This is a genomic window from Cytobacillus massiliigabonensis, assembly GCF_900199725.1.
Classification (GTDB): Bacteria; Bacillota; Bacilli; order Bacillales; family Cytobacillaceae; genus Cytobacillus; species Cytobacillus massiliigabonensis.
The window spans coordinates 848496-867352 of record NZ_LT904904.1 but is presented as its reverse complement, the minus strand read 5'-3'; the positions used below and the strand labels follow the sequence as shown (position 1 = coordinate 867352).

20 protein-coding genes are annotated in these 18857 nt (G+C 38.5%); 10 read left to right on the top strand and 10 right to left on the bottom strand.

From position 1 onward, the window contains the following. Positions 1-58: 58 nt before the first annotated feature. Entirely contained in the window at positions 59-1114 is a 1056-nt protein-coding gene (locus C1726_RS15225) for a FecCD family ABC transporter permease (protein WP_102273946.1), read from the bottom strand. Beyond that, positions 1114-2115 (bottom strand): FecCD family ABC transporter permease, encoded by a 1002-nt coding sequence (locus C1726_RS15220; RefSeq protein ID WP_102273945.1) that lies wholly within the window; start codon positions 2113-2115, stop codon positions 1114-1116. The genes C1726_RS15225 and C1726_RS15220 overlap by 1 nt, the downstream gene beginning before the upstream one ends. A 187-nt stretch (positions 2116-2302) precedes the next feature. Between C1726_RS15220 and C1726_RS15215 the strand changes: the two genes are divergently transcribed. The 4 genes from C1726_RS15215 (at position 2303) to C1726_RS15200 (ending at position 7054) form a co-directional block, all read left to right on the top strand. Next, a complete protein-coding gene (locus C1726_RS15215; RefSeq protein ID WP_102273944.1) occupies positions 2303-3268 on the top strand; it encodes an ABC transporter substrate-binding protein in 966 nt (321 codons plus the stop codon). A 127-nt stretch (positions 3269-3395) separates the two neighbouring features. Next, positions 3396-4889 (top strand): spore germination protein, encoded by a 1494-nt coding sequence (locus tag C1726_RS15210; protein ID WP_102273943.1) that lies wholly within the window; start codon positions 3396-3398, stop codon positions 4887-4889. A gap of 15 nt (positions 4890-4904) precedes the next feature. Further along, positions 4905-5993, top strand: coding sequence for a GerAB/ArcD/ProY family transporter (locus tag C1726_RS15205; protein WP_235822785.1), 1089 nt, complete (start codon positions 4905-4907; stop codon positions 5991-5993). Positions 5994-6019: 26 nt separating this feature from the next. Next, positions 6020-7054: a Ger(x)C family spore germination protein gene (locus C1726_RS15200; protein WP_180968213.1), complete on the top strand. Its 1035-nt coding sequence runs from the start codon at positions 6020-6022 to the stop codon at positions 7052-7054. Between the two features lie 104 nt (positions 7055-7158). Here C1726_RS15200 and C1726_RS15195 read toward each other — a convergent pair whose 3' ends face one another. The 3 genes from C1726_RS15195 to C1726_RS15185 form a co-directional block, all read right to left on the bottom strand. Continuing rightward, positions 7159-8334 carry an FtsW/RodA/SpoVE family cell cycle protein gene (locus tag C1726_RS15195; RefSeq protein WP_102273940.1) on the bottom strand — a complete coding sequence of 392 codons (1176 nt, stop codon included), beginning with the start codon at positions 8332-8334 and terminating at the stop codon, positions 7159-7161. A gap of 240 nt (positions 8335-8574) precedes the next feature. Next, on the bottom strand, positions 8575-9339 hold the full coding sequence (locus C1726_RS15190) for a DUF4931 domain-containing protein (protein ID WP_102273939.1): 765 nt from the start codon (positions 9337-9339) through the stop codon (positions 8575-8577). 117 nt (positions 9340-9456) lie between these two features. Further along, positions 9457-10206: a FixH family protein gene (locus tag C1726_RS15185; RefSeq protein ID WP_102273938.1), complete on the bottom strand. Its 750-nt coding sequence runs from the start codon at positions 10204-10206 to the stop codon at positions 9457-9459. 220 nt (positions 10207-10426) lie between these two features. Between C1726_RS15185 and C1726_RS15180 the strand changes: the two genes are divergently transcribed. The 5 genes from C1726_RS15180 to C1726_RS15160 all read left to right on the top strand — a co-directional run bounded on the left by C1726_RS15180 (position 10427) and on the right by C1726_RS15160 (position 13996). Further along, a complete protein-coding gene (locus C1726_RS15180) occupies positions 10427-11362 on the top strand; it encodes a helix-turn-helix transcriptional regulator (protein WP_235822864.1) in 936 nt (311 codons plus the stop codon). Next, complete coding sequence (locus C1726_RS15175; protein WP_102273937.1) at positions 11359-12225, top strand: substrate-binding domain-containing protein; 867 nt, start codon at positions 11359-11361, stop codon at positions 12223-12225. Before C1726_RS15180 ends, C1726_RS15175 begins: the two co-directional genes overlap by 4 nt. Before the next feature lie 79 nt (positions 12226-12304). Further along, entirely contained in the window at positions 12305-13003 is a 699-nt protein-coding gene (locus C1726_RS15170) for an ABC transporter permease (protein ID WP_102273936.1), read from the top strand. Next, entirely contained in the window at positions 13000-13734 is a 735-nt protein-coding gene (locus C1726_RS15165; RefSeq protein ID WP_102273935.1) for an ABC transporter ATP-binding protein, read from the top strand. Before C1726_RS15170 ends, C1726_RS15165 begins: the two co-directional genes overlap by 4 nt. A gap of 58 nt (positions 13735-13792) precedes the next feature. After that, complete coding sequence (locus C1726_RS15160) at positions 13793-13996, top strand: hypothetical protein (protein WP_102273934.1); 204 nt, start codon at positions 13793-13795, stop codon at positions 13994-13996. Between the two features lie 39 nt (positions 13997-14035). On the opposite strand, the gene C1726_RS15155 is transcribed toward C1726_RS15160, so the two are convergent. The 3 genes from C1726_RS15155 to C1726_RS15145 form a co-directional block, all read right to left on the bottom strand. After that, positions 14036-14770 (bottom strand): amino acid ABC transporter ATP-binding protein, encoded by a 735-nt coding sequence (locus tag C1726_RS15155; protein WP_102273933.1) that lies wholly within the window; start codon positions 14768-14770, stop codon positions 14036-14038. Positions 14771-14973: 203 nt separating this feature from the next. Next, positions 14974-15672, bottom strand: coding sequence for an amino acid ABC transporter permease (locus C1726_RS15150; protein WP_102273932.1), 699 nt, complete (start codon positions 15670-15672; stop codon positions 14974-14976). Then, positions 15659-16486 carry an amino acid ABC transporter substrate-binding protein gene (locus C1726_RS15145; protein ID WP_102273931.1) on the bottom strand — a complete coding sequence of 276 codons (828 nt, stop codon included), beginning with the start codon at positions 16484-16486 and terminating at the stop codon, positions 15659-15661. The genes C1726_RS15150 and C1726_RS15145 overlap by 14 nt, the downstream gene beginning before the upstream one ends. A 188-nt stretch (positions 16487-16674) precedes the next feature. Here C1726_RS15145 and C1726_RS26775 point away from each other — a divergent pair, with 188 nt between their 5' ends. Then, entirely contained in the window at positions 16675-16806 is a 132-nt protein-coding gene (locus tag C1726_RS26775) for a hypothetical protein (RefSeq protein ID WP_268877026.1), read from the top strand. 34 nt (positions 16807-16840) lie between these two features. On the opposite strand, the gene C1726_RS15140 is transcribed toward C1726_RS26775, so the two are convergent. Together C1726_RS15140 and C1726_RS15135 are read right to left on the bottom strand one after the other, a co-directional pair. Continuing rightward, positions 16841-18163 carry a DUF4179 domain-containing protein gene (locus C1726_RS15140; protein WP_180968212.1) on the bottom strand — a complete coding sequence of 441 codons (1323 nt, stop codon included), beginning with the start codon at positions 18161-18163 and terminating at the stop codon, positions 16841-16843. Further along, a complete protein-coding gene (locus C1726_RS15135; RefSeq protein WP_102273929.1) occupies positions 18156-18677 on the bottom strand; it encodes a sigma-70 family RNA polymerase sigma factor in 522 nt (173 codons plus the stop codon). The genes C1726_RS15140 and C1726_RS15135 overlap by 8 nt, the downstream gene beginning before the upstream one ends. Between the last annotated feature and the right edge of the window lie 180 nt (positions 18678-18857).

Genomic DNA, 18857 nt, shown 5'->3' with positions numbered 1-18857 from the left:
TTGCAGTTTCATATGTTTAGGAATAACATATTTACTTATTTTGCAGCAATATTATTTTTTATCCATTTCTTGTTTTAAAAAGCAAGTAAATAAAGTATGGTGCACCTATGCTTGCTGTAAAGACTCCAGCAGGAATCTCGAGCGGAGAAAATAATGTTCGCCCAATCAAATCTGCAATCATAACAAGAATACCACCGATTAATGCTGAGGCGGGAAGCAATGCTCCGAAAGAGGAACCTACCAGCCTTCTTGCCATATGGGGTGCCATTAAGCCAACAAAGCCAATTCCCCCAGCAAATGCAACTGAACCACCAATTAAAGCGGTGCTGACCATGAGAAGGAGAAATCTATATCTTTGAACATTGCTTCCTACTCCAGTGGCAATATCGTCACCAAGTTCCTGGATATTTATATTTCTAGCTAATATGAATGCCACAACACACAATATTAAAATCCACGGAACTAATATAGCTACATTACTCCAGTTCGATCCGTACACCGTTCCTGTAATCCAAATATTTGCTTGACTCGCTTGATAAATTGGACCTAGAAGCATCATCAGTGTAGTCAATGCTTTCATTAAGCTGTAAAGGCCGATTCCGATCAAAACTAATCGAATCGGTGAAACGCCATCCTTCCATGATAGGAAGTAAACAAGAAAAGCAATGATAGTTGCTCCCGCAAAAGCCGCGACCGGAAGCCATTGGATACTCACAGTTAAAGAATTGCTTTCATCACTAAAAATGGCTAAAAAGCCAACTACTGCTACGGATGCCCCGCCTGTAATCCCTAAAATATCCGGAGAAGCGAGCGGATTGCGTATAATTCCTTGAAGTATTCCGCCTGCTACCGCGAGCCCGATTCCTACCATTAATGACACGATAATTCTTGGTAAACGGAAAGACTGGACAACAAGCTGTTCCATATCTGTGCCGCCCCCAAAGAAGACTTTCACTACATTTATCGGGCTAATCTTCATCTCACCAGTCCCCGTACTAAAGATGAATACACCAGCCATAACGAATAATAACAAGACAACAACTGCTAACGCCTTTCGATCAATTAAAAACGAAATTTTCTCTTTAAACACACGAAAACTTTGATACTTTCTCATTATTTATTGAACCCCTTTCTTGCGATATATACAAAAAAGGGCGTTCCGATAACCGCCGTCATTACACCAACTGGCACTTCCTGCGGCATAATAATAAACCGAGAAGCCGTGTCAGCTATTAGAAGCAGTATTCCGCCAAAGATAGCTGAAAAAGGAATCACCCAGCGGTGGTCAATTCCTACAACAGCACGTGTGATATGCGGGATGACAATTCCTATAAACGCAATTGGACCTGCTACTGCTACTGCTCCTCCAGATAATAGGACGATAATCACGCCGGACCATATCTTTATCATGCCAGTCTTTAATCCCAGACCTTTTGCAATATCTTCACCCATTGATAGGATATTAAGCTTATTGGAGATAAGCAAAGCTAATCCCCAGCCAACTATTAAATATGGAAGAACAGAAAGAAGCGTTTCCAGTTTTCGGCCAGCTACAGAACCAGCAAGCCAGAAAAGAACCTGTTCGAGTGCCGTTTCGTTAATAACAAGAAAGCCCTGTGTCATTGATGCAAACATAGCACTCATTGCCGCCCCAGCCAAGGTTAGCTTCATCGGGGTTAATCCATCCCTGCCAATGGACCCAATAATATAAACAAGAATAAAAGACACTGCTGCACCAAGGAAAGAAATCCATGTGAAAATCTGAAGATTGCTCAAAGAAAAGAGTGTAACTGTCACGACAACCGCAAATCCAGCACCAGCATTAATTCCAAAAATCTCTGGTGCTGCCAGAGGATTTTTTGTTATTGTTTGCAACAAAACACCTGCGATTGCAAGGCTTGCTCCAACTGAAGCAGCAATAAGCGCTCGAGGCAGCCTTACTGATTGGATGATGAGATGTTCATTAGACCCATCAAAGGCTGTAAATGCATCAATCGCCATCTTCCAGGTTGTATCTGTATACCCATATACAATACTTACACACATTAATAATAATAAGAGGATCACAGCAAACAATAACCCGATCCATTTTTGCACATTTGATTTTAATAACATAGCGGAACCGTTCCTATCTAAAAATAAATGTATTCCCTTTTTCAAGTCTATTAGAAGGAAAACTACCTGTCAATGAGTTTGAAAATCATTTTCAATTAAATGATTGACATATTTGCGAATGGAAATTATGATAAATTAGTAATTGAAAATCATTATCATTGGTATAACAAATTAGGAGGTTCCACCATTGAAAAACATTAAATTTTTAATAGCTGTTATTTCCATTATACCCCTGCTCCTTTTAGCAGCATGTGGAAATAATAATGATGAAAAAGCAGAAACGAACAACGATAAAAATACTGCTGGAGATGCAGGCTACAAAGTTGAGCATGCGATGGGCTCAACCACAATTAAAGAAACACCAAAGAAAGTGGTTATTTTAACAAATGAAGGTACAGAAGCACTTCTAGCTCTTGGAGTGAAACCAGTCGGAGCCGTTCAATCTTGGACAGGTGACCCATGGTATCCGCATATCGCTGATGAGTTAACAGATGTTCAGGTTGTTGGTACTGAGAGTGAAGTAAATGTCGAGGCAATTGCAGGACTTCAACCAGATTTAATCATCGGAAACAAAATGCGTCAGGAAAAGATTTATGAACAGCTAAGTAAAATTGCCCCTACTGTATTCGCCGAAACACTTCGAGGAAACTGGCAAGAGAATTTCGACTTATATGCAAAAGCATTAAATAAGGAAGAAGAAGGAAAAAAGGTCATTGATGACTATAATCAGCGTATTGCAGATTTAAAAGAGAAACTGGGAGATAAAGTCAATCAAGAAATATCTATGGTCCGCTTTATGGCTGGAGATGTCCGAATCTACCATAAAGATACTTTTTCTGGTGTAATTCTAGACCAGATCGGCTTTGCGCGCCCTGAAAGTCAAAACGTAGATGACTTCGCAGAAAAAAATGCTACGAAAGAAAGAATTCCTGCAATGGATGGAGATGTCCTTTTCTACTTTACTTATGAAACAGGGGACGGCGAAGCAAGCACCCTTGAAAAAGAGTGGATTAATGATCCATTATTCCAAAATTTAAATGTGGTTAAAGAAGGCAACATTCAAAAAGTAGATGACGTTATCTGGAATACTGCTGGCGGTGTGAAAGCTGCTAACTTAATGCTGGATGATATCGAGAAATTCTTTTTAGAATAATTAATGATCGGCCCGCAGATAATGCGGGTTTTTTTATTTCCTTTCATCATTCTTTTTTGGGTATGATTCATAAGATTTCCAATTACGGTAACAATAAATGTAATGCCAAAACTGACGGTGATTATGGATGAAAAGATGGATGAATAAAAAACAGAATGAATCAAATCAAAATAAAGAGCCTTGGGAAAAAACACTAGAGAAATCAAATGATTTTACAAAATCTAATTATATTAATCAGAAAAGCAATATTCCCTTTTGCCTAACCTTCATGGCTACGTTAGTAGATGAGCAGATTATCCAACAAGGCGTCCTTCCTTTTTTATTAGAGGAAGAACTGAAAATACTCGAGGATATTAAGAAGACTGTGCCATCTGCCGATATAGAAATTTCCAATGACCATTCAGTGATTGAAAAAAAACTGCTTAATGGATATATCATGCTGACATTGGATTCTGAACCAGAACGGTTTGCATTTATAGCCACTCAAAAAGAGATTGTCCGCAGCGTGAGTCCTCCTGAAATTGAGTTCTCCGTCATTGGACCGAAAGAAGCATTTGTTGAATCTCTTGGGCAAAATTTGAACTTAATCAGGAAGCGGCTTCCAGTTAAAGAACTTATTGTCGAGGAATACACTTTAGGCAGCCTGTCCAAGACAAGGATTGCTGTCTTATATATGGAAGGAATTACAAATGAAGCAAATATAAACACAGTGAAGCAGAGGATTAATGAAGTAGAATTTGACGCCATCACAGACAGTTCCTATATTGTTCAACTTATATGTGATAATTCGAATTCACCTTTTCCACAATTATTGGATACAGAAAGACCTGACCGGGTCGCAGGCATCCTAGCTGAGGGGAAAATTGCTATTGTAGTTGATGGGTCGCCACATGTACTAATTGCTCCAACTACTTTAATCGAATTCTTTGGTTCATTTGAGGATTACTTCTTAAATTGGATCCTCTCTACTTTTTTCAGGTTAGTCCGAGTAGGTGCTGTATTGTTCTCTCTGTTGATTACACCTATTTATGTGGCCGTACTTTCTTACCACTATGAATTAATTCCGAGGGATTTACTTGGGACACTCGTTACCTCAAGAAGGGTCATTCCACTCCCTCCTATCCTAGAAGCGTTATTTCTAGAATTAACCATTGAACTCTTAAGAGAGGCGGGAGCAAGATTGCCTACAAAGGTTGGCCAGACGATCGGTATCGTAGGAGGAATTGTAATTGGGACCGCATCTGTTGAAGCAGGTTTAACAAGTAATGTTCTATTAATTATTGTTGCCTTGGCCGCACTTGCTTCCTTTACGACACCAGTATATAAAATGGGCAACACCATTCGACTGCTGCGCTTTCCATTCTTGCTTTTCGCAGAGCTTTGGGGGTTACTTGGCATTGTCTTTGCCTTCTGTATTTTATTAACTCATTTAATACGTCTAACTTCACTTGGAAGGCCATTTTTAGCACCTATTTATCCTCTTAGAGTAACTGACTTAAAGGATTCATTTATTAGACTTCCATTTAAAAAACAGTCCTTACGTCCAAGTTTTTTAAGAACACAAAATCGTGTTCGTTTTAGTAAAGAAAAGGCAAACATCAAAAAAGATATTGATGAGTGAGAGGGGGAGAAAATAATGCAGGAAATCATACCGAACAGAGTTAAAATTTCTCCCTTTCTCGTTTTTTACTTGGTCGTATCTATGCAAGTAGGAATCGGTGTACTCGGCTACCAGCGGATTATTGCTAAATATGCCGGCCAAGATTCCTGGATTTCTGTATTAATTGCTGGACTTTTTCTGCATATTATTACTTGGATGATGTATAAGATTGCAGAAACAGTTGATGGGGATATTGTTTCTGCCCACCAATATATTATTGGAAATATTGGTGGCAGGCTGTTAAGTTCCATTTTTATTCCTTATTATTTTATCTTTTCTCTAACTGTCCTGCTAACCTACCTTGAGATTATTCATGTTTGGATGTTTCCAAGCTTAAGCACTTTTTGGTTTACATTCGCCCTTATGCTGATTTGTATTTACATCGTCTATGGAGGATTTCGAACAGTTGTTGGCATTGCTTTTTTCGGGATAACACTGCCGTTCTATCTATTTCTTACTTTTGGTGATACGCTAAAATATGCCCAAATTGAAAATATTCTCCCGATTTGGAGTCACTCTATTAAAGACTTGCTTTTAGGAGCCTATCAAATGTCCCTAACCTTTATCGGTTTTGAGACTATTCTGTTTTTCTATCCATTTATTAAAAACCCGAAAAAGTCGAAGAAATGGGCTCATTTAGGTCTATTATTTACAACTTTACTCTATACAGGATTTATGTTAATAACCATCTTCTATTACTCATATGATGAACTTCAAAAATCAGTATGGGCGACACTGACAATGTGGAAAATTGTTGAATTTCCTTTTGTTGAACGATTTGAATATATTGGCATTGCCTCCTGGTATCTCGTCATCCTCCCTAATATTTGTATTCCAATATGGATCTCTTCAAGATTATTAAAAAGGATTGTTAATTTGAGACAGAAAAAGGGAGTGCTGCTAATTGCCATTTCCATATTGATTGCCGTTTTATTATTTGATACACGAGATAGAATAAACGTTCTTAATAATTTCACCGCAAAAATGGGATTTACTTTTATTGCTCTTTATATTCCAGTCTTATTCATTTGTGTCATGATTAAAAAGAAGGTGAAAAAGCAATGAGGAAATGTACCTTAGTCCTTTTCATAGTGGCACTTTTAACTGGTTGTGTCCAAAAATCGATTATTGATGATATAAATATTCAAGTTGGAGCAGGATTTGACGAGTCAGGAGAAGATGAATTCGTTGGTGCGATTCTCGTTCAGGACTATCTTCCTGATAAATCGATAGTAAATAAAATTTTTACAACAAAGGGGAAGTTGCGAAAAGATTTAAGAATGAACACCCAAAAAAAATCTGATCGTGATATAGCAGCAGGAGGACTGTTGTTTGTTATTTTTGGAGATGAACTTGCTGATAAAGGGATCATAAACTTTATAGATAATTTCAAACGCGATCCTAGTATCGGTGCAAGAGTATATTTATCTACGGCTAATACAAGTGCCGTAGAAATTATCAAGGGGGAATATGGACCACAGGGTACATCCAATTATTTATATACGTTACTTGAGCATAATATTGAGGAAAGAGATGTACCAAAAACAAATTTGCATATATTTTTCCGCGATTATCACCAAAAAGGAACAGACGCCTATCTTCCAGAGTTGAAACAATTAAGCCCAACAGAAGTTGAAATAAGCGGATTGAGTATTTTTAAAAAGGATAAAGAGGTAGATGTTATTCCTCCAGAGAAAATGTTCTTTTTTAAGCTGATGGTGGATCGGTATAGCAGGGGATCAATTAGTGTTAAATTAGATAATGGGGAATGGGCAACACTCAGGAGCATTAAGTCTAAACATAAATACAAAATAATAAAAACAAATCCTTCTCAAGTTTCCCTTGATCTTAAGATACAGGGAAGCCTTGTTGAATACACAGGTGAGAGATTAACACCCAAGCTCATAAAAGAAATAGATAAAGCTTTTGAAGATAAAGTCAAAAAAGAGTGTCTGGCTCTCATTAAACGATTTCAGGAGAAAAACGTCGACCCCCTTGGTTTCGGTAAACTTCACAGAAAGCAAGTCCGTGGATTTGATTTTAAGAAATGGGAAGATGATTATCAAAAACTACAGGTAAAGATTAAAGCAGATGTTAAGATTGTCGAATCAGGAGTAATTGAGTAGGAGGGGATTCTCCCCGACTTTTCACACACTTCAAGACTTTTACCTCCTATAAGCTTGCACCCATGCGGGTGCGTAATTAAAGAGCGGGCCTTTTGGCTCCGCTCTTAATCATTGTTTGAGAACATATATTTTTTATGGTGATAGCTAATCGAAAAAATCAAACTCATTGCAAGCATATTCCCCATCAAGGAACTGCCGCCGTAGCTTATAAATGGCAGCGGAATTCCTGTAATCGGGAGCAGCCCGATTGTCATTCCAATATTTTGAAAAACGTGGAATGTAATCATACTAATAACACCTATACAGATGTATGTATAGAAATTATTTTTCGTCTCCATCCCTACTCGTGTTATATGATAAATAAGTAAGAAAAACAAACTGACTAATATACTTGCTCCGATAAATCCAAACTCTTCTCCCACAATACTGAAAATAAAATCTGTATGACTTTCAGGCAAATAGACTTCCCTTGTCCCATAGCCTTTTCCCGTTGTTTCTCCTGAACCAATTGCAAGAAGTGATCTTGTTAATTGAAACCCTGTCGAGCTCTGATAATTATAAGGATCAATCCAAGAGTAAATTCGGGCAAATTGATATTCCTTTACACCTAAGTATTTCTCTAATACCTCAGGCTGCCAAAGAACAAAATAAAAAATAACAGAAATCAAGGTAATGCCTGTTCCAAAAATTGGTGCCAGCAGCTTCCATGTAATGCCGGAAATAAAAATCATTCCGAGCATAATCGAAATGAAAACTAGCCCTGTTCCAAGATCCGGCTGCTGCATGACAAGTAAAAGCGGCAGCATCGTAATAAGTCCAATTTTGCAGAGCAGCCAAAGGTCCGTCTGTATCGTTTTCATCCGATTCTTTTGATGATGATCATCTATGACCTTTGCAAGCGCTAAAATGATAAAGACTTTAACTAGCTCAGATGGCTGGAGCGAACCCATGCCAGGGACTCTGAACCATGCTTTCGCCCCATTAATGACAGGTGCGATGCTGCTTGGAGCAACAATTAAAAAACCGAGCAGGAACACCCCAAAGCCATACGCATACCAGGATATCTTTTTTAATTGATCGGAATCCAATGTGATGACTGCTGCGATGATCCCTGTGCCTACCATATACCAAACCATTTGCTTTAAGAGAAAATTTTCCTTATATTGTCCTGTCGTCTGGGCACTGTATATCGAAATACAGCTGACCAAAAATAATAGAAATAAAATTAATATTAACCCAAAATCAAGCCTAGGGGGTGATGTCGTTTTATTTGAAGTCATATCGTTCTCCCGTTAGTCAAAATCCTTAAAGACAAGCCAAGTTAAGAACACTCCTTTGTCCAAAGTTCAATTATATTTTTTACAGGAGCAAATCTCAACTATGAAGAGGCGAATGGTGATAATTTCTATATCCCGTTTTTTTATAACAGTAAATTATCGGTCGATGTCCTAAACAAGCCTTTATGACGTAAGGAATAACCAGCGCAGAGAAGGGCGTCGGCCGATATTTGCAAGCTTGTTCTATTTATTAAAGTATTTCTCCTGGATATCATTTTTCATCCATTCTATATTATTTGGAACTTGCGGGATAAAATACCCTATGAATAACGGAGTCGTAATAAATCTTGGAACAATTTTTGCATAAATTTGCCCATTCCATTCGTAGAAAAATAAATTATAGCTGCTGCAGCTAAAAGGAAAGGCATTCAAAATATAATGTGCAGCTGTCTGAATGTAAGCAGCAAACGGTCCAATGTCCTGAATATCGCCAAGCTTCACATTAAACTCATAAAAGCCCAATCTTGGAGAGGTAGAAATAGAAAAAAACGTCCCGTTCCTCTCAGCGATTGTTATGCCCTCAAAATCACTAGCCTGAACTTTTTCTTTATAATTTAGATTGCTTAATCCGATAATTTGCATATGAGGATGTGCGATCGTTCCTCCGGATAATGGACCATGGTTTTTAAAGAAAATGACCGATTGATATTCACCAGATTGTGCCATTTCAAGCCAATGTGTTAAACCAAAGCGTATCAGCTTCATTAAATGTTCCTCTGGATACATAGATAATTCTCCATCACATTGATCCGTCTCAATTAAAACCGTTTGATACGTATCTTCTAAAACAGGAAATTTATTTTTCAATAAAATGATTGGACCGTCAACCGCTAATAGATCTGTCAGCTGATCTCTAGCGCAAAAAGGGCAGCTTTGCTCTTTATTGCGGATACTATTTGGCTTCTGTCTGCCAATCCCAGTATTAAAGTGTAAATGTGTATTCGTCATTTTCCCCACCTGCTTTTCTATCTGTCTAGCTTTATTTTAATTCTATGCAGTGGAATTGGCGAGAAGAAAGCTTTTATATCTAAGAAAAGCGCACCAAAAGATGCGCTTTTCATTTGTTTATTCAACTGTCACTTCAATCTCTGTATGTTCATGAAGTCCTGCATCATTTTGAACATGAATCGTTACTGCATATGTTCCGCTGGAAGGGAATGTATAATTTCCTGTATATTCTCCTTCAGCTGCTTCCTTCATATCCACCCAGGCAGGATTCGAGCCTTGCTTCGTAATTTCTAATCGAACCCTTGCATCACTAAGAGGGCTTTCTTCTTTTTCCAAAAGGACAGTTAAGGGGGTTTGTCCTTTTGCCTTGATTACTTCCGGCTTTTCTAATTGGATCCCAACTTCTCCATGATGGTGATGCCCCTCTTCAGCAGCTTCATCGCTATGCTCAATCTGAGCTTCCTCAACTTTGCCAATCTGGATAGACTCCGTTGGCATTGTATGCATATCTCTTGCAGTTACATGGGATTGAACATGATAGAGTCCATCTTCTAAAAATGTATAAGCAATCGTATACTTGCCATTCTCTGAATGCTTAGCTTCTACCTTTTCACTTGCCTCCTTTTTGCCTTCCTTCCATATTTCAAATTTCACTTCATTTGCATCTTCAACGGGCTTTTTTCCCTGTGAAACTGTTACTGTAATGGCGACTTCTTCATTCGGCTCCCCTTTTTCGGGCAGTTCGATAACCGCATCTATCGGAGCAGGAGCCTCTTCCTGCTTCTCGCTTGTATGATCTTCACTTGTCTGCCCGCATCCTGCTAAAACTATAAAGGCCATAAAAATGGCAAAGATTGATTTTTTCAAGTTTACTCCTTCTTTCTTTAGGATTACTCTCTTCACTTACGTTACTATACATGGGAGTTGTGTTAAAAGAATGAAATAGACTCCATTTGTCCTTTAAACATTTTGAACAAATTGTGACAGCATCATACAAAAGTCAACAAAACTTAATAAAACATAACAAAAGTCACAGTAGGTTATCCATATTTTCTGTATTTTAAAAAAGGAGTAAGGGAAGGTGATTATGATACACGAAAAGACTTATACCCCAGATGAAATTGCGAAAATGTTTAAAATTTCCAAAAACACGGTATATGAGCTGATTAAACGCGGAGAGCTACATGCTTTTAAAGTTGGGAACAAGATGAGGATAGTGGAAAGTGAGATTACTAGATTTAAAGAAGCCGGCAGACCATCTCCAGCTCCACAATCAGCAATCATTCCCTATCGGGATCAGTTATTGCATATTGCAGGCAGCCATGATTTCATAATTGAACAGCTCATCAAGTATATTACGAACCATTCACCTGCAATCACAATCCAGCCAACCTATATCGGAAGTCTTGAAGGGTTAATGATGCTCTATAAAGGAAGCTGTGACATCGCAGCCATCCATTTACTAGACCCTACATCAAAGGAATATAATCTTCCTTTTATTAAACAGCTCTTCATCCATGAAAGAATTACTGTATTGCGGCTAGCAGGAAGGGAGCAAGGCTTAATTACTGCAAAGGGGAACCCGAAAGCCATTCATAGCATTAAAGACCTTACAAGGAAAAATATTCGTTTTGTGAATCGTCAAAAGGGTGCGGGCACCCGCTTCCTATTTGACTCATTGTTAGCAGATGAAAGCATGAATCCTTTTGATATTGTCGGCTATGAGCTTGAGGAGTGGAACCATTTAGCAACTGCTTCCTATATTAGCGGTGGAATAGCCGACGCAACTTTCGGCATTCGTTCAGCTGCAAATAAGCTGGATTTACACTTTATTCCGATCGCAAAGGAAAAATTTGATCTCGTACTTAGATGGACGAATGAAAATGAGAAAGCCATGGAGCACTTGATTGATATTCTACAGCTAACCAATTTTAAAGAAAGCATCAGCAGTATGGACGGCTATGACGCTTCAGAGCTAGGACAAATCATATATGAAACAAAAGTTTGGAGGAAAACAAAATGAAGTTAAAACAATTATTCTCATTCAGTTTGATCGCCATGCTGATCTTTATGATGACAGCATGCTCAAACTCTACAGATGAGACCAGCAGCAAACAAGAACAGCCAAAAGCAGCTGAAGAGGTGAAGGATTTAATTTTAGCAACAACAACAAGCACACAGGATAGCGGCTTGCTTGATGTATTAATTCCAATGTTTGAAGAAGAAAATAATATAAATGTACAGCCGATAGCAGTTGGTACGGGGCAAGCTCTAGAAATGGGAATAAAGGGAGAGGCTGATGTACTCCTTGTTCACGCACCCGATTCAGAGCAAGAGCTTGTTGACAGTGGAGATGCCATCAATCGAAAACGTGTTATGTACAATGATTTCATTCTTGTTGGTCCGGCTAATGATCCATCAGGTGTAAAAGGAATGGAAGTAGGAGAAGCATTTCAAAAGCTATTTAATAATGGAGCGATCTTCATTTCTAGAGGCGATGATTCCGGCACACATAAAAAAGAATTAGATATTTGGAAGTCACTTGAACTTACTCCTGGGGACAATGCTGGCTATGCAGAAACTGGACAAGGAATGGGAAATACTCTTCAAATTGCTGCTGAAAAACAAGGATATGTCATTACAGATCGTGCAACATACTTAGCACAAAAAGAAAGTTTAGATTTAGAAATTCTTGTTGAAGGCGATGAAGACTTATTAAATATTTATCATGTGATGCAGGTAAACCCTGAGAAGCATGACAAAGTATTTAGTGAAGGCGCAGAAAAATTTGTTGAATTCATGATTAATGAAGATACACAAAAGGTTATCGAAGAATTCGGTCAAGATGATTATGGCGAGCCTTTATTCTTTCCTTATACAGAATAAGGACCAAACACCTTGTGGACAAAACTGCTCGTTTTGTCCACAAGGTATTGTCACACTATGTTAGAAAGCTGGAATGATTATGGATCTTTTAATAGAGGGATTGAAAAAGGCAATTGAGATGCTAATTTCAGGTGATCCTGAAATCTTTGAGATTACTTGGCTGACCTTAAGAGTATCCTTAACAGCCGTCTTAATCAGCACGTTCATTGGCATACCCGCTGGTGTCATCTTAGGGCTGACATCTTTTCCAGGAAGACGGTTTGTTCTTATATTAATTAATATCGGTATGGGGCTTCCCCCTGTTGTGGCGGGATTATGGATTACGATGTTATTATGGCGTTCAGGTCCTTTAGGGTCATTCTCTCTATTATATAGTCCATTTGCCATTATCATGGCACAAATTCTCGTTTCACTTCCCATCATCATTGGACTTACCTGCAGTGCCTTTCAGCAAATTGATGAAAAGATGCTGCTGCAAATTAAAGCTTTAGGTGCCACACGGCTTCAAACCGTTCGTTTATTAATTAGAGAAGCAAAAATTGCAATCCTTGCTGCAGTGATAGCTGGATTTGGGCGTGTAATAGCTGAAGTGGGAGCGGCAATGATGGTTGGAGGAAATATTCGCGGAGAAACACGAATATTGACCACGTCCATTGTCATGGAGGTGTCTAAAGGAAACTTCGATGTCGCATTAGCTCTTTCTTTCCTATTAATGAGCTTAGCATTTATAATCACCTTCCTCTTAACAAATTTACAGCAAAGGAACAGAGTGCGATGAATCCAATGATCCGTCTAGAAAATATTCAATATGCAAAAAAGGATCGAACGATTCTCTCTGTCCCATCCCTTTCCATTCGGCAAGGAGAGATTCTTGGAATGATGGGACCAAATGGCGCAGGAAAAAGTACGCTAATTAAAATCTTATCCTGTCTGGAGGCACCAACTGAAGGGAAGCTGTATTATAAAAATGAAGAATTACCCGTTAGCAGAATCCCATTAGAGCAAAGAAGAAAATGGGCAGTCGTTCTGCAGCAAACCTTAATTTTTGATACAACTGTATTCCAAAATGTTGCCGCTGGTTTAAAAATCAGAAAGGTTTCTAAAACGCTGATTAAAGAGAAGGTTCATTTCTGGCTTGATCAATTCGGCATCGCACACCTTGCAAAAAAAAATGCTCATCAGCTATCAGGTGGCGAGGCACAAAGAGTCAATTTAGCAAGGGCATTAATTCTTGACCCTGAAGTACTTTATTTAGATGAACCATTTTCAGCTCTTGATTACCCGACTAAAGTGAAGCTGTTGAAGGATTTCAAAGCAATCATTAAACAAACAGAAACAACTACTATTTTTGTCAGCCATGATGTCACAGAGATTCAATTTATGTCTGACCGATTGGCGATCTTAATGGATGGTAACATCGTACAGATTGGCTCAACCGCTGATGTATTGAATAACCCGAACCAATATGCCGCTCCATTCATTCATGATATGAGCCTGCATATTGAATAAAGAAACAGCATAGATTCAACTAGGCTGTTTCTTTATTTGATTGGAGGCAAGAATTAGGATGGGTATTCCTCTTAAAGCTCCCCTTACCGGTTTTCTCTTGACGATTATTTCAACGCTTATTGTGTACATTGTTCTCGGGCTGTCCAGTTTAACGGTTGTTTGCTTCATAATCGGCATCCTATTAACCGTTGTCCATTTTATTAAAGATGAATATGACTTCTACAATCAAGCTTCTAGTGATTCCTCAAAGGCTAACAGTTGAAAAAAAAATCCTCGCTGTGACACCAGCGAGGATTTTCTGTTATTGAATTAATCTCAAAAACTGTTTCGTTCTTTCTTCTTTTGGAGAAGTAAATATATCGTCTGGCTTTCCTCTTTCAACAATAAATCCGCCATCCATAAAAATAACTTCATCTGCTGCCTCTCTTGCAAAACGCATTTCATGAGTGACAACAATCATCGTCATTCCTTCATTTGCAAGGTCCTTCATTACTTTTAGCACTTCCCCTACAAGCTCTGGATCAAGGGCGGATGTTGGTTCATCGAAGAGCATCACTTTAGGCTCCATCGCAAGCGCTCTGGCAATACCAACACGCTGCTGCTGCCCGCCCGATAATTGGAATGGGTAATAATCGAGTTTATCTCCTAAACCAACTTTAGTTAAGAGCTGTTCTGCTTTTTTCCTAACAGCTTCCTTGGATTCTTTCTTAACTGTAATGGGACCTTCCATTACATTTTCAAGAGCCGTCATGTGAGGAAACAGATTATAGCTTTGAAATACCATTCCCGTCAGGCGGCGAAATGGAGGAATAGCTTTTTTAGATACTGAGCTGGAAAAGTCTAAAGTTTGATCTTCAATTCCAATTGATCCGGAGGTTGGCGTTTCTAATACATTCAGACATCTAAGCAGCGTCGTCTTTCCTGATCCTGAAGGACCAATCACGACAACAACCTTCCCCTTTTCTACTTCTAAATCAATTCCTTTTAAGACTTCAAGCTGATCAAATCTCTTGTGTAACCCTTTAATACGTATCATTTAAATACTCCTTTATCGAAAAGCGCAAGCGCCTTGGTCATCGCCGTACGAACGCAGAGGGACTCTTCCTTTCGATAAAGGAAACACGGTGAGCGTAAGCGAACCGATGTTGACGCAATCGTTACGGAGAAGACCCGAAGTTTGTTAGGCGATAGGCACTGGAGCTAGACAATTCTCAGACTCTAAACTTATATATTTTGATATTATGAAACAAACCGATCCATTCTCTTTTCCAATCTGCCTTGAACAATAGATAGAATAAAGCAAATAACCCAGTAAATGAGGGCAACTTCTAAATAGAGAAGCAGGAACTCATAATTGGTTGCCGCAATTTCTTGTGCTCTTCTAAACATTTCTGTTACTAAAATCATAGCTGCTAATGACGTATCCTTTACTAGACTGATAAAGGTATTCGACAGAGGCGGCAATGAAACCCTTGAAGCTTGAGGAAGAATAATGCGCTTCAGCGTTTGTGGATAGGACATGCCGATTGAATATCCTGCTTCCCATTGTCCTTTAGATATGGATAAAATGGCTGCACGAATAATTTCAGATGCATACGCACCTACATTTAATGAAAAGCCGATCACTGCAGAAGGAAATGGATCGATCACAACACCGATCGTAGGCAGCCCATAAAAAATAATAAATAATTGCACTAGTAACGGGGTTCCTCTGATCGCTGATACATAAACCCTCGCGATGATTTGCAGCGGCTTGACTGACGATATACGCGCAAGCGCCGTTAAAACAGCTAAAATAAGTCCACAAACAAACGTAATGAGCGTTAAGGGAATCGTATATAAAATGGCTCCCTTCAGCAAAGGCTGAAGGGAACTTTGAGCAATATCAATGAGCCGTGAAACACGCTCTGGATCAGCAATTATACTATTTAAGAACATCTTCACCAAACCATTTCTCTGAGATTTCTAAATATGTTCCGTCCTCGATCATTTCTTTCAACGCTTTATTTACTTCATCAACAAGCATCTCACTTCCCTTTCTGAACATTAAGCCGCTTTGGGAAGCATCATCTAATGTAGCAGCAATTTCAACTGGAGCATCAGGCTTATGCTTTTTAAAATCTAGAAAAGAAAGATTATCATTAATCGTAACATCTGCTCGCTTGGAGTTAATTAACTCAATCGCTTGGTTAAAGCCTTCAACCCCTACGATTTCAGCGCCATAAGATTTTGCGATATCTGCATAATTGCTTGTCATTGATTGTGCTGCCTTTAATCCTTCAATATTTTCAAAGCTTGTAACAGCTTCATTATCCACATGCTTAACTAATACACCTGCTGATGTAATATACGGATCGGAAAAATCATATTTCTCTTGACGGTCTGGACGAATCCCCACCTGGTTCGCAACGAGATCAAAACGCTTTGAATCTAAGCCGGCAAACATCGCATCCCATTGTGTTTCCATAAATACCGGCTCAACTCCTAGGCGCTTTGCCACCTCTTTTACAATTTCTACATCGAATCCAGTTAATTCCCCTTTATCATCATGAAACGTAAATGGAGGGTATGTGCCTTCTGTTCCCACCAGCAGTTTCCCTTCATCTTTTACTTTTGCTAACAGATCTTCCGTTTGTGTATCTTGTTTTTCTGCATTATTGCTTTCCGATTCCGGATTTGCTTTATTTGTACCGCAAGCGGAAATGACTAATACAAGACTAAAAAATAGTGCTAATAATGAAAACTTTCTCACTTTTAACCCCTCAATTCCTATAAGTTTTATTGGTATTAATAATATTAGTGTATGGGCACGATTCTGTCAAAAGAAATATTCTTTCCTCTTTATCTTTTCCAATCCTGTTCTTATTACTACTTCATCCATACATAAAATCCATCAAGCAGAAGAAGAATAACTATGAAAAAATGGAAGGGGGAGCAACGATGACAAAAAAGTATAATAAAGGGAGCCACAATCAAAATTCTCCAAGAGGAAATCAATCTGAAGTTAGTGGAGATAATAGCAAAGGAAATAAGAGAAATAAAGACCAGCATGCAAAAACGAATGACGAATAAAGACCCGGCTTTCATCATGAAAGCCGGGCTTTGTTTATTTCACTTTTATTTTCACATCTCCTTCAATCCAAGCAGGAAAAGCTGACAGCTTAAGCTCTAGTGGGCTTTTATACGAGCCAGTCGGGAACTCTACTCCAATCTCTCTTTCCCCTTGATTATCTCCTGTCCAATAGAAGGAACTGCGATCAATTTCTTTTCCGTCTGCATCTTTCATTGAAATAAATAGGGAATGATTAAATGCCTCTTCCGTATTCAATATAAAAGAAATTCTTCCATTATCGACCTTCAAATTAGTAAGCTTATTCCCTTTTGGCTGATTAATAATTCTCTCATTTTCCATATCAACCTTCACATAAGCATCTTCTTGATCAACAGCCTGCAGCTTGTTCATCACAAGATATAACTCTTTAGGCTCTTTAAAATAATTGCTTTGCAAATAAAGAATATGCTCATTGTCACTTAGTTGACTAGCAGTAAACCCATTTGCGATTTTCGTCCATGCTTCTCCATTTTCATCCACCAAGCGGATATCCTCAAACGTAAAAATCTTCTTGCTGTTTTTCGGATCCATCACAACATGCACTGCCACACGTAAAGGATAGATCTTAATATTTTTGATGGTTATTTTCTGTCCTTCAATTGTAACCGTTTTATTCATTTCAAATGTCTTTGTTGCTTTTAAAGGCTTCTCCAATGTAAACAGAAAACGGAAATCTTCTTCATAATCATTTGTTTCGACTGTGAAAGTAACAGTAAATTCCTTTGTTTTCAATGGTTCTTCAAAAAAGAAATCCATTGTTGCCATTTCCTTTTTCCTCAATTCTCCATGTGGCTGATGGGTACCATAGCTATAGCTTCCTAAATGGAGTTCCGTCCCATCCGCTGATTCAAGCTTTAAATCATTTACGTAAAATTTTTCTTGCTGCTCTTTCGCTTCGATCGTCTGAAAAATCACCATTCCTTTTTCATCGGCAATGACCGAATCAAAGGTCACCTTTAATCCATTCTTTTCTTGAGTGGCATTGATTTCTTGTACATATTCATTCTCAACTGCCAGCATTAAACCTTTATTATCACTAATTAGCTCAACCAATTTCTCCATGCCGGGAATACTTGAAACATAGCTTGCAAAAACAGGAGAAACTCGAATACTTGTGAGAAAGCCTATGATAAGAACAGCTGCTGCTATTCCAGACAAGAACCACTTTTTTCGGCGAGGCTTATATTTTACCGTAGGCTCATTCATTGCTTTTTCAAAGCCTGAAAGGATTGCCTCATCAATTTTACTTTCAGGAAATGGCAGGTCCTCATACATTTTTTTCAATTGGGAAAGACCCTTTTCTTCCTTTTCAAACATGAGAGATTCCTCCCTTTTCATCCAGCTTTTCGCGTAAGGATTTTAATGCCTTAAACAGCCATGTTTTGACCGTACCCTCTGGACAATCAAGCGTCAGGGCAATATCTTTTATCTTTAAATCATGAAAATATTTCAATGTAATAATTTCGCGGGAGCGTTCGTCCAATCTTTGCATTGCATCTTCAATCTCTAGCAGGGAATGATTTTCTGTCTCTCCTTCAGCAAGCAAAAGTTCTTCATTCAAAATGATTCTTCTCTGCTTCTTTAATGTATCATTGCAATAATTAATCATAATGCGAATGATCCAAGTTTTAAAATAGCCTGGCTCTTTAAGGCCTTTCATCCCCTTATAGGCACGGTAGGTTACTTCTTGTATCGCTTCCAATGCATCCTCTTCATTCCGCAAATAGGCTAAAGCAGTTTTATACAAATCTATTTTCACCGTTTGGATGGCTGCAAGAAAGGACTGGTCATCCCCACGAATGGCCTTCTGCACAACTTCTTCAAAGCTCACATCATGCCCTCCCCAAGTTCGTTCTATGTATTAGACTTTGTTCTATGCAAAAAGTTTTATTAATTTTTTAATAATTTCCTTTACAATAGAAGTGATACAGGGGCAGCTCCGGAGACAAGGGACCTGTCCACCTGTCCTAAATAAGCCTCTAGTCTTAGAGGCAATTCGTACTGCGGCTCA

What these genes read in the sequence shown, in the direction of transcription:
- C1726_RS15225 (WP_102273946.1), bottom strand. Translation starts at nt 1,114, where the DNA reads ATGAGAAAGTATCAAAGTTTTCGTGTGTTTAAAGAGAAAATTTCGTTT.
- C1726_RS15220 (WP_102273945.1), bottom strand. Translation starts at nt 2,115, where the DNA reads ATGTTATTAAAATCAAATGTGCAAAAATGGATCGGGTTATTGTTTGCT.
- C1726_RS15210 (WP_102273943.1), top strand. Translation starts at nt 3,396, where the DNA reads ATGAAAAGATGGATGAATAAAAAACAGAATGAATCAAATCAAAATAAA.
- C1726_RS15205 (WP_235822785.1), top strand. Translation starts at nt 4,905, where the DNA reads ATGCAGGAAATCATACCGAACAGAGTTAAAATTTCTCCCTTTCTCGTT.
- C1726_RS15195 (WP_102273940.1), bottom strand. Translation starts at nt 8,334, where the DNA reads ATGACTTCAAATAAAACGACATCACCCCCTAGGCTTGATTTTGGGTTA.
- C1726_RS15190 (WP_102273939.1), bottom strand. Translation starts at nt 9,339, where the DNA reads ATGACGAATACACATTTACACTTTAATACTGGGATTGGCAGACAGAAG.
- C1726_RS15180 (WP_235822864.1), top strand. Translation starts at nt 10,427, where the DNA reads ATGATACACGAAAAGACTTATACCCCAGATGAAATTGCGAAAATGTTT.
- C1726_RS15175 (WP_102273937.1), top strand. Translation starts at nt 11,359, where the DNA reads ATGAAGTTAAAACAATTATTCTCATTCAGTTTGATCGCCATGCTGATC.
- C1726_RS15170 (WP_102273936.1), top strand. Translation starts at nt 12,305, where the DNA reads ATGGATCTTTTAATAGAGGGATTGAAAAAGGCAATTGAGATGCTAATT.
- C1726_RS15165 (WP_102273935.1), top strand. Translation starts at nt 13,000, where the DNA reads ATGAATCCAATGATCCGTCTAGAAAATATTCAATATGCAAAAAAGGAT.
- C1726_RS15160 (WP_102273934.1), top strand. Translation starts at nt 13,793, where the DNA reads ATGGGTATTCCTCTTAAAGCTCCCCTTACCGGTTTTCTCTTGACGATT.
- C1726_RS15155 (WP_102273933.1), bottom strand. Translation starts at nt 14,770, where the DNA reads ATGATACGTATTAAAGGGTTACACAAGAGATTTGATCAGCTTGAAGTC.
- C1726_RS15150 (WP_102273932.1), bottom strand. Translation starts at nt 15,672, where the DNA reads ATGTTCTTAAATAGTATAATTGCTGATCCAGAGCGTGTTTCACGGCTC.
- C1726_RS26775 (WP_268877026.1), top strand. Translation starts at nt 16,675, where the DNA reads ATGACAAAAAAGTATAATAAAGGGAGCCACAATCAAAATTCTCCAAGA.
- C1726_RS15140 (WP_180968212.1), bottom strand. Translation starts at nt 18,163, where the DNA reads ATGTTTGAAAAGGAAGAAAAGGGTCTTTCCCAATTGAAAAAAATGTAT.